Origin of the sequence: Micromonospora sp. WMMC241 (assembly GCF_027460165.1) — a bacterium.
In the GTDB taxonomy this organism is placed as follows: domain Bacteria; phylum Actinomycetota; class Actinomycetes; order Mycobacteriales; family Micromonosporaceae; genus Micromonospora; species Micromonospora humi.
Genome location: NZ_JAPZBF010000001.1, coordinates 3,723,497 through 3,737,030, shown reverse-complemented (window position 1 = coordinate 3,737,030; position 13,534 = coordinate 3,723,497). Strand labels below are relative to the sequence as shown.

At 73.4% G+C, this 13,534-nt stretch carries 16 protein-coding genes; 10 read left to right on the top strand and 6 right to left on the bottom strand.

Going from position 1 to position 13,534, the window contains the following annotated elements:
* Positions 1-24: 24 nt before the first annotated feature.
* Both O7598_RS17380 and O7598_RS17375 read right to left on the bottom strand, forming a co-directional pair.
* Entirely contained in the window at positions 25-1,314 is a 1,290-nt protein-coding gene (locus tag O7598_RS17380; RefSeq protein ID WP_269692383.1) for a GAF domain-containing protein, read from the bottom strand.
* Between the two features lie 68 nt (positions 1,315-1,382).
* Positions 1,383-2,333 (bottom strand): hypothetical protein, encoded by a 951-nt coding sequence (locus O7598_RS17375; RefSeq protein WP_269692382.1) that lies wholly within the window; start codon positions 2,331-2,333, stop codon positions 1,383-1,385.
* Positions 2,334-2,501: 168 nt separating this feature from the next.
* Here O7598_RS17375 and O7598_RS17370 point away from each other — a divergent pair, with 168 nt between their 5' ends.
* Genes O7598_RS17370 through mnhG form a run of 6 tightly spaced genes read left to right on the top strand, consistent with a single transcriptional unit; the run spans position 2,502 to position 8,625 of the window.
* Positions 2,502-5,336: a Na+/H+ antiporter subunit A gene (locus O7598_RS17370; RefSeq protein WP_269692381.1), complete on the top strand. Its 2,835-nt coding sequence runs from the start codon at positions 2,502-2,504 to the stop codon at positions 5,334-5,336.
* Entirely contained in the window at positions 5,333-5,794 is a 462-nt protein-coding gene (locus O7598_RS17365; RefSeq protein WP_269692380.1) for a Na(+)/H(+) antiporter subunit C, read from the top strand. Before O7598_RS17370 ends, O7598_RS17365 begins: the two co-directional genes overlap by 4 nt.
* Complete coding sequence (locus tag O7598_RS17360; protein ID WP_269692379.1) at positions 5,791-7,362, top strand: Na+/H+ antiporter subunit D; 1,572 nt, start codon at positions 5,791-5,793, stop codon at positions 7,360-7,362. Before O7598_RS17365 ends, O7598_RS17360 begins: the two co-directional genes overlap by 4 nt.
* A complete protein-coding gene (locus O7598_RS17355; protein WP_269692378.1) occupies positions 7,359-7,961 on the top strand; it encodes a Na+/H+ antiporter subunit E in 603 nt (200 codons plus the stop codon). Before O7598_RS17360 ends, O7598_RS17355 begins: the two co-directional genes overlap by 4 nt.
* Positions 7,958-8,221, top strand: coding sequence for a monovalent cation/H+ antiporter complex subunit F (locus O7598_RS17350; protein WP_269692377.1), 264 nt, complete (start codon positions 7,958-7,960; stop codon positions 8,219-8,221). The genes O7598_RS17355 and O7598_RS17350 overlap by 4 nt, the downstream gene beginning before the upstream one ends.
* Complete coding sequence (mnhG, locus tag O7598_RS17345; protein WP_269692376.1) at positions 8,218-8,625, top strand: monovalent cation/H(+) antiporter subunit G; 408 nt, start codon at positions 8,218-8,220, stop codon at positions 8,623-8,625. The genes O7598_RS17350 and mnhG overlap by 4 nt, the downstream gene beginning before the upstream one ends.
* A 40-nt stretch (positions 8,626-8,665) precedes the next feature.
* Here mnhG and O7598_RS17340 read toward each other — a convergent pair whose 3' ends face one another.
* Positions 8,666-8,968, bottom strand: a complete 303-nt coding sequence (locus tag O7598_RS17340; RefSeq protein WP_269692375.1) for a TraR/DksA family transcriptional regulator — start codon at positions 8,966-8,968, stop codon at positions 8,666-8,668.
* 243 nt (positions 8,969-9,211) lie between these two features.
* Between O7598_RS17340 and O7598_RS17335 the strand changes: the two genes are divergently transcribed.
* Entirely contained in the window at positions 9,212-9,442 is a 231-nt protein-coding gene (locus tag O7598_RS17335; RefSeq protein WP_269692374.1) for a potassium transporter TrkA, read from the top strand.
* 6 nt (positions 9,443-9,448) lie between these two features.
* On the opposite strand, the gene O7598_RS17330 is transcribed toward O7598_RS17335, so the two are convergent.
* On the bottom strand, positions 9,449-10,666 hold the full coding sequence (locus tag O7598_RS17330; RefSeq protein WP_269692373.1) for a PucR family transcriptional regulator: 1,218 nt from the start codon (positions 10,664-10,666) through the stop codon (positions 9,449-9,451).
* Positions 10,667-10,793: 127 nt separating this feature from the next.
* Here O7598_RS17330 and O7598_RS17325 point away from each other — a divergent pair, with 127 nt between their 5' ends.
* Positions 10,794-10,982 carry a hypothetical protein gene (locus O7598_RS17325; RefSeq protein WP_269692372.1) on the top strand — a complete coding sequence of 63 codons (189 nt, stop codon included), beginning with the start codon at positions 10,794-10,796 and terminating at the stop codon, positions 10,980-10,982.
* A 15-nt stretch (positions 10,983-10,997) separates the two neighbouring features.
* On the opposite strand, the gene O7598_RS17320 is transcribed toward O7598_RS17325, so the two are convergent.
* Together O7598_RS17320 and O7598_RS17315 are read right to left on the bottom strand one after the other, a co-directional pair.
* Positions 10,998-12,041: a polyprenyl synthetase family protein gene (locus O7598_RS17320; protein WP_269692371.1), complete on the bottom strand. Its 1,044-nt coding sequence runs from the start codon at positions 12,039-12,041 to the stop codon at positions 10,998-11,000.
* 7 nt (positions 12,042-12,048) lie between these two features.
* A complete protein-coding gene (locus tag O7598_RS17315; RefSeq protein ID WP_269692370.1) occupies positions 12,049-12,465 on the bottom strand; it encodes a hypothetical protein in 417 nt (138 codons plus the stop codon).
* A 214-nt stretch (positions 12,466-12,679) separates the two neighbouring features.
* Here O7598_RS17315 and O7598_RS17310 point away from each other — a divergent pair, with 214 nt between their 5' ends.
* A complete protein-coding gene (locus O7598_RS17310; protein WP_269692369.1) occupies positions 12,680-12,970 on the top strand; it encodes a hypothetical protein in 291 nt (96 codons plus the stop codon).
* 2 nt (positions 12,971-12,972) lie between these two features.
* A complete protein-coding gene (locus O7598_RS17305; RefSeq protein WP_269692368.1) occupies positions 12,973-13,434 on the top strand; it encodes a barstar family protein in 462 nt (153 codons plus the stop codon).
* Positions 13,435-13,534: the final 100 nt, after the last annotated feature.

The window sequence follows — 13,534 nt, the reverse complement described above, 5'->3', positions numbered from 1 at the left end:
AACACGCCGGCGACGTAGCGCGGGTCAGCGGTTGAGGTAGGCGGCCAGACCGCCGAGTTCCTCGTTGGCGATGAAGACCGACCGCACGTTGATGATGGCCTCCTCGACGTGGAGGGGGCAGCCCCACGCGGAGTCGCCCCACGAGTCGGCGAGCTTGATCTCGGCCGCTGCCTCGCACCCGTCGGCGCCGCCGAGCTGACACCGCTCGGGGCGCGGCCTGGTCGCCTGCGCGGCGGCCGCGGCGCGTACCCGGGCGGTGATCTCCGCGGCGGTGGCGGCGCGCTGCTCGGCCTCGGCACGCAGTTCCCGCTCCGCCCGCACCACCTTGGCCAGCTCGTCGCGGGCGGCTCTGACCTCGGTGTCGACGGCGGCCTTCGCCAGCTCGACGTGGTGTCGTTCGATGGCCAGCGCCGCGGTGTCGGTGAAGATCCGCGCGAGGGCGACGTCCGTCTCCTGCGGCGCGCGCGGGGAGCGGTGGTACATGGCGAACGTGCCCAGCAGGACGCCGTCGCGGCCGAGGATCGGCGTCGACCAGCAGGCCCCGAGCCCGGCCCGTCCGGCCAGGTCCCGGAAGTCCGCCCAGAACGGGTCGGTGGCGATGTCGGTGACGACGACCGGTTCCCGCCGGTGCGCGGCGGTGCCGCAGGAGCCGACGCCCTCACCGGTGGCGATCCCGTCGATGGCCTGGTTGTAGAAGTCGGGCAGGCTGGGTGCGGCGCCGTGGCGCAGGTGCCGGCCGTCGGGGTCGGCGAGCAGGACGGAGACCAGCACCTCCTCCGGCGCGAGCTGCTCGATGCAGCGGGCCATCCCGTCGAGCACCTCGGCGAGCGGCGCCTGACGCGCGATCTGCTCCAGCAGGGCACGGTGTTCGGCCATCAGCCGTTGGGCGTGCTTCACCTGGGTGGTCTCCAGGCCGATCACCCGGATCCCGACGACCTCACCGGCGGCGTCCCGCCGCGGCTCGTAGGTGAAGTCGAAGAACGCCTCTCGCGCGTGCGTTCCGATGCCGAGCATCACCCGCACGTCCCGGCCGGTGTAGGGCTCGCCCGTGCGGTGGACCTGGTCCAGCAGGGCGATGAAGCCCTGATCGGCCAGCTCGGGCATCAGCTCCGCGAGCGGCACGCCGGTGCGGGCCCGGTCCTCGCCGACGGCGGCGAAGAACGCCTGGTTCGCGCTCTCCACGATGTGCGACGGCCCGGCGAGCGCCGCGAAGACGGCGGTGGACTGCCCGAAGAGCGAGCGCATGTCCTCGACATCCCGCCCGTCGACCACCGCATCCGCCGCGGTGGGCTGCCGGCCCTCAACCGTCGTCATGGTGGGGTCCGCCTCTCTGCCGATGGGTGGTGTCGAGTGTTCGTGGCGCGGCAAGCGTACGGGACGCCTCACGGCATCCGCGACGCGACGACGAGCACCGGGCCGACCCGCCGTCCGCCACCTGACGCGCGGGTCAGGCGTTGCGCCGCCGGCGCCGGGTCGTCGTCGCGGGCCACCTCGTCGAGTACGACACGGTCGTTCCCGAGCGCGTCGGGAACGACGGCGACGCGGTGGGACGCGATCCGGCCGGGCGTCACCGGCCCGGTCGTGGCGGACAGCCCGATCACCGGGCCCTCCGGTACGCCGGCGAACCCGGCCCGGCCCTCGGTCACGGCGACGAGGTCCGGTGAGCCGCAGCGCACCGCCTCCACCACCCCCGACCGGTCCACGTGCACGATGGTGGCGCGCAGGTGGCCGGCCGAGGCGCGGTCGCGTACCGCCCGGTCGAGCGCGTCGACGAGCTGCGGCAGCGACCGCCGGGGGCGGGTGGCGTGGCGGCGGAACGCCAGCTCGATCGCCCGCCGGCCGGCGGGCGTGGCCAGCGCGGGCCCGGTCACGGTGCCGACCAGGACGCGCAGGCCGCCGTCGCGCAGCGGTACGGCGGCGCCGACCTCGCCGGGCGTACCGCAGATCGCCAGCGCGGCGCGCCCCGGGCCCGCCGGCATGGCGAACACCGCGACGTCGGGCGGCGCGGCGGCGCGCGCGACGGCGGGGGACCGCCGGCGGCGCCGGGCCCAGGCGATGGCGGGCGCCGCGGCCAGCGCGAGCGCGGACGCGACCAGGGCGGACGGTTCGCTGCGGTGACCGGGAACGACGGGTACGACGACGGACGCCAGCACCAGCACACCGGCCCAGGCCGACACCAGCGCCGCCACCCGGGGGCGGGTCGAGACGCCGAGCAGCCCGGGCAGCAGCACCCAGCCGATCGGGGTGCTGATCTCGGCGACGCCCATCAGCATCGCGTTCCCGGTGGTGCCCGCGAGGGCGGTCCGCATCGACAGCAGGGCACCGGAACGCATCAGGCCGTCTCCTCGTCGTCGGGGCCGGCCAGCCTATCCGGGCAGCCTGGGTAACTACCCCGCCCGCCGGGCGCCGATGCGCCTGGCCGGGGTGACGTGCTCGGCGTGGTCGATCCCGCCGGCGCCGGTTAGGGTTGACTAACCCGGTGTCGATCTTGAGGAGGATGTGTGCTGCTTCTGGTGGCGGTTCATGCGCTCGCAGCCGTGGCCGCCCCGGCACTGGTACGCACCTTCGGACGGCGGGCGCTCTACCTGTTGGCAGCCGTTCCCGCCGCGGCCGGGATCTGGGCCCTCACCCGCACCGGCCCGGTCCGCTCGGGTTCGCCGGTCGTGGAGACGGTCACCTGGGTGCCGCAGCTCGGTCTGGACCTCGCCCTGCGGATGGGCACGCTTTCCTGGCTGATGGTGCTGCTGGTCGGCTTCGTCGGCGCCCTGGTGCTCGCCTACAGCGCCCGCTACTTCCGCTCCGACGACCCCGGCCTGGGCCGTTTCGCCGCCGTCTTCGTCGCGTTCGCCGGCGCGATGCTGGGCCTGGTGGTCTCCGACGACCTGCTGCTGCTCTACGTGTTCTGGGAACTGACCACCGTCTTCTCCTACCTGCTGATCGCCAGCGACCCCACCCGCCGGGCCAGCCGGCACGCCGCCATGCAGGCGCTGCTGGTGACCACGCTGGGCGGCCTGGCGATGCTCGCCGGTTTCGTGATGCTCGGGCAGCACGCCGGCTCCTACCGGTGGTCGGAGATCTCGCAGAACCTGCCCGACGGCGGCTACCTCACCGTGGCCCTGGTGCTGGTCCTGCTCGGCGTGACCAGCAAGTCGGCGATCTTCCCGTTCAGCTTCTGGTTGCCGCGCGCGATGGCCGCGCCCACGCCGGTCAGCGCCTACCTGCACGCCGCCGCCATGGTCAAGGCGGGCGTGTTCCTGGCCGCGTTGATGGGGCCGGCGGTCGGTCAGGCCACCGCGTGGCGGGCGGTCCTGCTGGCCGGCGGCCTGGTCACCATGTTTCTTGGCGGCTGGGCGGCGCTGCGGCAGACGGACCTGAAGCTGCTGCTGGCCTACGGCACGGTGAGCCAGCTGGGCCTGCTGATGGTGATCCTCGGCGCCGGCACCCGGGACACCGCGCTGGCCGGCGCCGCGATGGTCCTCGCGCACGCCCTGTTCAAGGCCACCCTGTTCCTGGTCGTCGGCGTCGTCGACCACGTCGCCGGCACCCGTGACCTGCGCGAGCTGAGCGGACTGGGCCGGCGGGCGCCGGCGCTGGCGGTGGTCGCCGGGCTCGCGGCGGCCTCGATGGCCGGGCTGCCGCCGCTTGTCGGCTTCGTCGCCAAGGAGGCGGCGCTGGAGGCGTTCCTGCACGGCGGCGCCGCCGACCTGGTGGTGCTCGCCGGGCTGGTGACCGGCTCGGCGCTGACCGTCGCCTACACGCTGCGCTTCCTCTGGGGCGCGTTCGCCGGCAAGCCCGGCGTGGCCGACACCCGGCCCGAGCCGCTCGACCCGGCGTTCGTCGCCCCGGCGGCGGTGCTGGCGGTCGCCGGACTCGCGGTCGGGGTGCTCGCCCCGGCCGTGGACCGGGTCCTCGCCCCCTACGCGGACCAGTACCCGAGCACCGAGCCCGGATACCACCTGGCGCTCTGGCACGGGCTGACCCCCGCCCTCGGCCTGTCCGCGCTGGCCGTCGCCGCCGGCGTCGGGCTGTTCCTGCTGCTGCACCGGCGCCGGCCGCGCCTGCTGCGGCTGCCCTTCGACGGCGCCACCGGCTACGACCGGATGGTCGGCGCCGTGGACCGCGCGGCCGTGGAGCTGACCGGCGCCACCCAGCGTGGCTCCCTGCCGTTCTACCTCGGCGTCATCCTGCTGGTGCTGGTCGTCCTGCCCGGCGGCGCGCTGCTGGTCGGCGTGCCGTGGCCGCAGCGCTACCAGCTGTGGGACACCCCGTTGCAGGCCGCCGCCGGGGCCGCCGTCGTGGTGGCGGCCGTGGCGGCCGCGCGGGCCCGGCGCCGGTTGACCGCGATGATCCTCGTCGGCGTCACCGGCTACGGCACGGCGCTGCTGTTCGTCCTGCACGGCGCGCCCGACCTGGCGCTGACGCAGTTCCTGGTGGAGACCGTCACCATCGTGATGTTCGTGCTGGTGCTGCGCCGGTTGCCGACGAAGTTCTCCGCCCGCCCGATGCGCTCCAGCCGCCGGGTCCGCGTCGCGCTCGGCGTGGCCGTGGGCGTGGTCACCGCCGGCATGGCGTACGTCTCGGCCGGTGCCCGGGTGGCGACGCCGATCTCGGTCGGCTTCCCCGAGGAGGCGGTGTCCTACGGCGGCGGCAAGAACGTCGTCAACGTGACGCTCGTCGACATCCGCGCCTGGGACACGATGGGCGAGATCGCGGTGCTGGTGGTGGCCGCGACCGGCGTGGCCAGCCTGATCTTCCGCCGCTCGCGCGCCCTGGACATGCGCAGCGGCATCCCCGGCGCCGGCCGGCAGAGCTCGGTGCGCCCGCGCTGGCTCACCAGCGGCGCCACCACCCGCGCCCAGTCGGTGATCCTGCAGGTCGTCACCCGGCTGCTGTTCCACGCCATCCTGCTCTTCTCGATCTACCTGCTCTTCTCCGGTCACAACCAGCCCGGTGGCGGGTTCGCCGCCGGCCTGGTCGCCGGCCTCGGGCTGGCCGTGCGTTACCTGGCGGGCGGGCGTACCGAACTCAACGGCGCGGCGCCGGTGGACGCCGGTCGGGTGCTCGGCGCGGGGCTGTTCGTCGCGGTCGGCACCGGGGTCGCCGCGATGCTGCTGGGCGGCGACTTCCTGCAGAGCGCGGCGCTCGACCTCCACCTGCCGGTGCTGGGGCACGTCCACTTCGTCACGTCGGTCTTCTTCGACGTCGGCGTCTACCTCATCGTGGTCGGTCTGGTGCTGGACATCCTGCGCAGCCTGGGCGCCGAGATGGACCGCCAGCAGGAGGTCGACGAGGGCGAGACCGCGCCGGACGACGTACGGGAAGAGGAGTTGGTGTGAGTCCGAACCTGGTCTACGTCGTGGTGGTCGGGGTCCTCTTCGCCGCCGGGGTCACGCTGCTGCTGGAGCGCAGCCTGACCCGGGTCCTGATGGGGGTCATCCTGCTCGGCAACGGCGCGAACCTGCTGCTGCTCACCGGCGGGCGGGCCGGCGGCCCGCCGATCGTCGGCACCACCGCCGAGGAGGAGATGGCCGACCCGCTGCCGCAGGCGATGGTGCTGACCGCCATCGTCATCACGCTCGGCATGACCGCGTTCCTGCTCGCCCTGGCCTACCGCAGCTGGCACCTCAACGGGCACGACGAGGTGCAGGACGACGTCGAGGACCGCCGCATCATGGTGCTGGCGGACCGGGACGAGGGCCCCGGCACCGCCGACCCCGAGACCGTCGACCCCCCACCGGCCCGCGCGGCGGACGGCCGGCGGGTCGCCGCCGGTGAGCCGGGGAGCGCCCGATGAGCTGGCTCGTCCCGCTGCCGGTGGTGATGCCGCTGTTCGGCGCCGCCCTGACGCTGCTGCTCGTCGGCCGGGCCCGCGCCCAACGGTGGGTCAGCATCACCGTGCTCGCCGCCACCGTCGCGGTCGCGGCGCTGCTGCTGGTCCGCTCCACGCTCGACGGCCCGCTGGTGGTCGAGGTGGGCGGCTGGGTGGCGCCGCTGGGCATCGTGCTCGTGGCCGACCAGCTCGCCGCGTTGATGCTGGTGGTGTCCGCCGCGGTCACGCTGTGCGTGCTGGTCTACTCCATCGGGCAGGGCATGGCCGACGGCAACGAGGAGACGCCGCTGTCGGTCTACCACCCCACCTACCTCGTGCTGACCGCCGGGGTGTGCAACGCGTTCCTCTCCGGCGACCTGTTCAACCTCTACGTCGGCTTCGAGATCCTGCTGGTGGCGAGCTACGTGCTGCTGACGCTGGGCAGCACGGAGAACCGGATCCGGGCCGGCACCACGTACGTCGTGGTCAGCCTGCTGTCGTCGTTGATCTTCCTGGTGGCGATCGGCCTGATCTACGCCGCCACCGGCACGCTCAACCTGGCCCAGCTGGTCGACCGGCTGGACGCGCTGCCGGACGACCTGCGGCTGGTCCTGCAGGGCATGCTGTTGCTGGCGTTCGGCATCAAGGCCGCGGTGTTCCCGCTGTCGGCCTGGCTGCCGGACAGTTATCCCACCGCGCCCGCGCCGGTCACCGCGGTCTTCGCCGGCCTGCTCACCAAGGTCGGCGTGTACGCGATCATCCGCACCGAGACGCTGCTGTTTCCCGGCGGCCGCACCGCCGACCTGCTGATGGTGATCGCGGCGCTGACCATGGTGGTCGGCATCCTCGGCGCGGTGGCGCAGTCGGACATCAAACGACTGTTGTCGTTCACGCTGGTCAGCCACATCGGCTACATGCTGTTCGGGGTCGGCCTGACCACCGCCATCGGCCTGTCGGCGGCGATCTTCTACGTGGTGCACCACATCACCATCCAGACCACCCTGTTCCTCGCCTCCGGCCTGGTCGAACGCCGTGGCGGCAGCACCGCGCTGGACCGTCTCGGCGGGCTGGCCCGGCTGTCGCCGGTGCTGGCGGTGCTGTTCTTCGTGCCCGCCCTCAACCTGGCCGGCATCCCGCCGTTCTCCGGGTTCCTCGGCAAGGTCGGTCTCGTCCAGGCCGGCGTGTCCGACGGCGGGGTCCTGGCCTGGGCGCTCGTCGCCGGCGGGCTGCTCACCAGCCTGCTCACCCTCTACGCCATCGCCCGGGTGTGGAACCTCGCGTTCTGGCGGGCCCCGCACCCGGACATGCCGGAACCCGGCGACGGCGTCCGGGCGGCGCGCACCGACGGCGCCGAGCAGCCGCACGACGACCCGGCTCCGGCCGGCGCGGCGCTGCCCCGGCTGATGACCGCGTCCACCGCCGCCCTGGTGGTGCTCGGTCTGGGGCTCACCGTAGTGGCCGGGCCGCTCTTCGACATCAGCACCGACGCGGCCGACGACCTGCTGCGCCGCGCCCCGTACGTCGAGGCCGTGTTCCCCGGGGGTGCGCCGTGACGACCCATCCGCGTGACCCGCTGACCCGCCGCGTCCGGTGGCGTAACCGGGCCGTCGCCGCGACCGGCCTGGTCACCGTCTGGGTGCTGCTGTGGGGCACCTTCAGCTGGGCGAACGTGATCGGCGGTCTGGTGGTCGCGGCAGTGCTGCTGGTGGTCTTCCCGCTGCCGCCGGTGACGTTCGCCGGGCGGATCCGAGCGGTCCCGCTGCTGCGGTTCCTGGCGCGCTTCCTGTGGGACCTCGTGGTCGCGTCCGCGCAGGTCGCCTGGCTGGCGGTCCGGTTCGGGCACACCCCGCGCGGCGCGATCATCGCGGTGCCGCTGCGGGTGAACACCGACCTCAACCTCACCCTCACCGCCGAGGCGCTGTCGCTGGTGCCCGGCAGCCTCATCCTGGAGGCCGACCGGGCGACCGGCACGCTCTACGTGCACGTCATCGGCGTCCGCACGCTCGACGAGGTGGAGCGGTTCCGGCGCGGCGTGCGGGAGCTGGAGGAGCGCATCGTCGCCGCCGTCGGCTCGGCCGAGGAGCTGAGCCGATTCCGCCAACCCGACCCCACCGGCCCCGAGCCGGTCGACCTGGAAGGGGCACCGACATGACAGTCGTCGCCGTGATCGTCACCGCGCTGCTCACCGTGGCCGGTGGACTGACCCTCGTCCGCATCATCCGCGGGCCGTCGATCCTCGACCGGGCCGTCGCCACCGACGTGCTGCTCGCGGTGGCGGTCGCGGCCATCGCCACCGAGGCGGCCTACAGCCGGGACGCCACCGCGCTGCCGGTGCTGGTGGTCCTCGCCGTCGTCGGTTTCGTCGGTTCGGTGAGCGTCGCGCGGTTCGCGGCGCGGAGAGACCCGAAATGACGCTCGACGGCGTCCTGGACACCGTCGCCGGTGTCTGTCTCGTCGCGGGCGCGCTGCTCAGCCTCGCCGCCGGCGTCGCCCTGATCCGCTTCCCGGACGTGCTGTCCCGGATGCACGCCGCGGCCAAGCCCCAGGTGCTCGGGCTGCTGCTGGTCCTGCTCGGGTGCGCGTTGCGGCTGCGCAGCGGCGTGGACGTCACCACGCTCGTGCTGGTGGGCATGTTCCAGCTGGCCACCGCGCCGGTCGCGGCGCACATGGTCGGCCGGGCCGCCTACCCGCACGACGACATCCGGCGGGACCTGCTGCTCACCGACGAACTCGCCGGCGACCTCGACCGGATCCGGGCCGACCGCGAGGACCCGGCGGGGACGTCGGAGAACGTACCGGCGCCCCGGCCGTCCTGACCGGACCCCGGAAGGTCGCGCGCCGCCGGGGTCAGCGGTGTCACTGGCAGGGTACGCAGAACCGGGCGGCGGGACGGATCTCCAGCCGTCCCGCGGGAATGTCGTGGCCGCAGCGCTCGCAGACGCCGTACGTGCCCTCGGACATCCGCTTCAACGCCTGCGCGGTGTCCGCGGCGCCGTCCCGGGCCGCCTCGATCAGCCGGCGCAGGGTGTCCGGGTCGTGTCCGCCGTGCCCCGGCTGCCGTGCGGCCGGCGTCAGCTCCGTGAGCTGGTCGGTGTAGTCGGCGAGCTGCCGTTCCAACAACCCGCGCAGCGTCTCGCGGTCGTCCAGGGTGTGCGTCATCGTCGGTGGTCCTTTCCGGGGGCACCTCTTCGGGATCTCCAGCGTCGCCGGCAGGGCGACGATCGGCATTGCCTGTGGCCGGCCAACAAGGGGCCGCCAGATTGCCGGCGACCGGAGAGGCCGCTTTCTCACTCCGTGGCTATGGTTGGTGGCATGCGGCACCGCCAGCACCACCCGCCCACGCTGCCGTAGCGCCGGCCCGCTCCCGGCCGGCTCTGCGCAGCCGTCACCGAAGGAGTCTCCGTGGTCATCGAACGCACGCACCTGCCGGGCGTCGGCGTACGCCACGCCTTCACCACCGAACAGGGCCGCCGGATCGCGGTCATCGCGCACCGGGTCGGTGGACGCCAGGACGTCGTCCACGACGATCCGCACGACCCCGACGGCACGGTCGGCCTCGCCCTCACCCCGGCCGAGGCGTCCGCCCTGGCCACGCTGCTGGGTTTCCCGGAGCTGGTGGCCGCCCCCGACTGACGGGAGTCAGTCCGGCAGCGCCCGGCGCGGCCAGCCCAGGGCCCGCGCGCCGAGCACGGCGGCGTGCAGGGTGAACCTGTCCCGCGGCTCCGCGGGGTCGTGGCCGCTCAGCGTCCGGATCCGGTCGAGCCGGTAGGTGACGGTGCGGACGGACACGTGCAGGCGGCGAGCCGCCTCGGTGGCGACCTCGCCGCACGCGAAGTATTCGGCCAGGGTGTCCACCAGCGGCTCGGCGCCGCCCCGGGCCCCGCCCAACGGCGTCAGCACCGCCCGCACGAGGTCGACCATCGCCGGCTGGTCCCGCAGCAGGACACGGTAGATGAGCAGGTCGTGGGCGTCGATCACCGGCGCGTCGGTGTGCAGCCGGCGAGCCGTGGCGAGGGCCTCCCGGGCCTCCTCGTAGGAGCGGGCGATGCCGTACAGCCCGGGGTGCGGGCGGCCGACCACCACCTGCCACGGCCGGCCCCGCGCCAGGCGGTCCAACTCGCCGTGCATGAGTCTGCCGAGGTCGTCCGTCGGCCCGCCGCGACCGGGCCGCACCGGTTCCGCCGGCGCGATCACCACCAGCAGCCCTTCCTTCGTCGCCACCAGCACGTCCCGGTCGCCCAACCGGTCGAAGATGACCCGTTCCAGGGCGCTGATCGCCGGCTCGGCGTCGGGCAACCGGTGGCTCGGCGCGGCGAGCGCGACCTGATGGACACGGGCGAGATCCAACCCGAACGGCTCGGCCCGCTCCACCAACCCGCCCAGGTCGGAGTCGCCGCGAAGCAGGTCATCGACGAGCTCGCGGCGCAGCGACTCCTCGTGGCGCACCAGCTCCCGGCGGGCCACCGCGTAACCCTCGGCGAGCGTGGCGACGGCGGCGTCGACGACGTGCAGGACCGCGTCCGCCGCGGCACGGACCGTCTCGCTGTCGGAGGAGCGGTCCAGGTGCGGCAGGTGCCGCCACAGCCGCCGCGCCGCGGACAGGTAGAGGCGTACCGCCCGGCCGGCCGACACGCCCTGCTCGGCCGCGCGCCGGCCGAGCACCCCGACCGCGTCCAGCTCACCGCGGCGCGGGCGGCGACCGGTCACCGCCGCGTCCCGGAGCAGTCGGAGATAGTCGCCGAGCAACTCCACCGGTACGCCGTCCGCGTCGGCGCTCGCCGCGCGGGCCACCTCCGCCAGCCACTGGTCGTCGCCGCGCGCTCCGGCCGGGTCCGGCCGGGGGACGCTCTCGGTCATCACGGTCTCCCGGTGCGGGGCCGGCACGGACGCCGACCCGATCCACCCAGGTTAGGTGGCCTCTTGAGGGCCGTGAGGGGCAGTGGGCGGGACCCGATCGCTCGCACCGGTCTGATCGAATGGCCCGGTGACCCCGCAACGCGTTCTCGCCGTCGTCCTGTTCGTGCTGGCCTTCCTGGCCCTGGCCGCGACACGCGCCTTCCCGTTCGTCGATGATCTCTCCGGCGTCGCGAAGTCCGCGGTCGCGGTCGTCGGCGCCGCGTGTCTGCTGGCGGGCGTCGCGCTCTGGATGCGCAAGCCGCCGGAGCCGCGATAGCCGCGATCCGGTTCGCTAGCGGTTGCGCTCCACCACGTAGTCGGTCAGGTCGAGCAGGAAGCGACCGTCGTCGGTGTCGGCCGCGGCGCCCAGCGCCCGCTCCGCCTCGTGCCGGGCGGCCGCCGCGAGTTCCCGGGCGCTGCGCCGGGCGGACTCCACGCAGTCGTACGCGAGCAGCCTCCCGTGCAGCCAGCGCACCTCGGTCGCGGTGCGCTGCGCGCGGGTCCGGCTCAGGAAGACCATGAGCCGTTCACGCTCGTCCGGTGTGCACCGCCGCATGAAGTCGATCAGGATGAGCGTCCGCTTGCCCTCCCACAGGTCGCCCGCGATCTCCTTGCCGTAGCGGGCGTAGTCCCCGGTCAGGTTGAGCGCGTCGTCCTGGATCTGGAACGCGGCGCCCAGGTACCAGCCGTAGCGGTCCAGGACGTCGACCGCGTTCTCCCGGCCGGTGGCGACGAGGATGCCGGTCCGGCACGGGTAGATGCAGGTGTACCAGGAGGTCTTCTTCAGGCACATCCGGTAGTAGTCGTCGGCGACCAGGTCGCACACGTTGTCCCGGATCCAGCCGATCTCGATGGCCTGCCCCTCCAGCGAGTGGCGCATCATCAGCTCGGTCTCGGTGAACAGCCGCCAGGCGATCCCGGAGCCGAGCGCCGCCCGGTTCGCGGCGAGCCGCCGCAACGCCAGCAGGTTCGTCATGTTGCCGACGTTCAGTGCCACGCCGACCCCGTACTCGGCGTGCAGGGTCGCCGCGCCGCGCCGCTGCTCGCTCTCGTCCTGGATGTCGTCGTGGATGAGGAAGGCGTTGTGGAACAGCTCGACGGTCACGGCGGCGTTGAGCCCCACCGCCGGCGCGCCGCCGAACGCCCGGCAGGTGGCGAGGCACATCGCGGCACGCAGCCCCTTGCCCCACCGTCGCGGATACTCCGCGACCAGGTCGTAGAGGTATCGCGGGCCGCCCTCGGGCACGTCGTCGAGCAGGGCGTCGAGGGCGAGCCCGCGGTAGCGCTCCAGCATGGCCTCCACGGACCCGCCGGCCACCCCGGCGGTCGGCGCCATCGCGCGGCTACCGGTTCGTCCGGGTCGGGCCGTCCGGGGTCGGCGACGTCAGCCGGTCCGCGAGCCCGTTGGCCACGTCGGGCGCCAGCCGGGCGAGATTGAGTACGGTGTCCAGCGCGTCGTGCGCGTCGGAGGTGTACCGGCGGATCACCTCGCCGCGCTGGTCGTCGGCCATCTTCAACTGCCCGACCACGGTGTCGATCAGGCTGTGCCCGTCGGTGCGGACCCGCGCGACCAACTCGTCGAACGCCTCCGGGTCCACCCGGCGGCTCTCGCTCAGTTTCTCCTCGAGCCGCCGGGCGCCGGCCAGCCCCGCCGCGAGTTCCTCCTCCAGGACGGTGGCCGCGTGGGTCACCGTCTCGGAAGTCTCCTCGGCCACCTTCTCGAAGCGCTCGTTGGTGCGCTCACGCTCGCTGTCTGTCATGGCCGAAGTGTCATCGGGCCTCCGGCGGCACGCCAGGGGAGTGTCGCCATGGTGACTCAGCGTGTCCGTTCGGGGTCGACGATCGGACGGTTCGGGCTGATACCTTCAGCCGTCCCGACGAGCACGGGACCGATGTCCGGCCCGCGGACAGCCGGGCCGGAACCCCCAGTGCGACGTGACGGCGACTCATGGAAGGGCGGCGACGGTGGTGGACGTGACGATCGAGTTCGTCGGTGGCGACGCCGAGATCAACAGCTCGTTCCGGGAGCGGCTGTCCGGCGCCGGACGTGTCGCTGCGAACGGCGGCTCGGTCGTGGCGGTGCGGGGCTGGGCCGACTGCGAACGGATCGGTGCGCAGCTCGTCCACTTCATCGCGGGCAGAAGCGAGGCGTTCAAGCTCCGTATCGACGGCCCGGGCGCGGATTTCCTCGTCCACGAGGTGCGGATGGTGGCGGACGCCGGGTCGATGACGAGCTTCCTCGCCTCGAGTGCCTACCTCCAGTGACCATGTGGACGAATTCCGCACCTCCGGTCCAGGTGCTTGCCCGCACCACGCTGCTCCACGTCACAGACGTCGTGCCGCCCTCCGGTGAGGTCGCCGTGGCCCGGCTGGACGGTGCGGCGATGACGGACGTCGACGGCGTGTTCGAGCAGTTCGCCGACGCGCTGCGGTTCCCGAGCTACTTCGGATGGAACTGGCCGGCGCTGGCGGACTGCCTCCAGGACCTGCACTGGTTGGCGGCCCGCCGCTTTCTCGTTCTCATCGAGAACACCTCCCGGATTCTGCGGGAGAACGAGACCCGGCGAGAGGTCCTCTTCGGCATCCTCACCGCCGCCGGTCGACACTGGGCCGACTCCTACGACGCGCGTTACCGCGGCATGGGGCCGTTCTTCCACGTCGTCCTCCTGTGCGAGGAGGACGAGGTCGGATCGTTGAGGCAGGAGGTCGAGGCCGCGTCGAGGCGGTGACGCCGCCTCCTTCCCGGCCCACCCGCTTCGCCGATCTTGGAGTTGTGGCATCTCACCTATCTCTACGGAAGGGGCATATCTTGGCACCACAGGTCCAAGA

Excerpts from the sequence above, each read along its gene's own strand:
- O7598_RS17375 (WP_269692382.1), bottom strand. The coding sequence starts at position 2,333 with ATGCGTTCCGGTGCCCTGCTGTCGATGCGGACCGCCCTCGCGGGCACC.
- O7598_RS17340 (WP_269692375.1), bottom strand. The coding sequence starts at position 8,968 with ATGACGCACACCCTGGACGACCGCGAGACGCTGCGCGGGTTGTTGGAA.
- O7598_RS17315 (WP_269692370.1), bottom strand. The coding sequence starts at position 12,465 with ATGACAGACAGCGAGCGTGAGCGCACCAACGAGCGCTTCGAGAAGGTG.
- O7598_RS17305 (WP_269692368.1), top strand. The coding sequence starts at position 12,973 with ATGTGGACGAATTCCGCACCTCCGGTCCAGGTGCTTGCCCGCACCACG.
- O7598_RS17330 (WP_269692373.1), bottom strand. The coding sequence starts at position 10,666 with ATGACCGAGAGCGTCCCCCGGCCGGACCCGGCCGGAGCGCGCGGCGAC.
- O7598_RS17380 (WP_269692383.1), bottom strand. The coding sequence starts at position 1,314 with ATGACGACGGTTGAGGGCCGGCAGCCCACCGCGGCGGATGCGGTGGTC.
- O7598_RS17320 (WP_269692371.1), bottom strand. The coding sequence starts at position 12,041 with ATGGCGCCGACCGCCGGGGTGGCCGGCGGGTCCGTGGAGGCCATGCTG.
- O7598_RS17350 (WP_269692377.1), top strand. The coding sequence starts at position 7,958 with ATGACAGTCGTCGCCGTGATCGTCACCGCGCTGCTCACCGTGGCCGGT.
- O7598_RS17360 (WP_269692379.1), top strand. The coding sequence starts at position 5,791 with ATGAGCTGGCTCGTCCCGCTGCCGGTGGTGATGCCGCTGTTCGGCGCC.
- mnhG (WP_269692376.1), top strand. The coding sequence starts at position 8,218 with ATGACGCTCGACGGCGTCCTGGACACCGTCGCCGGTGTCTGTCTCGTC.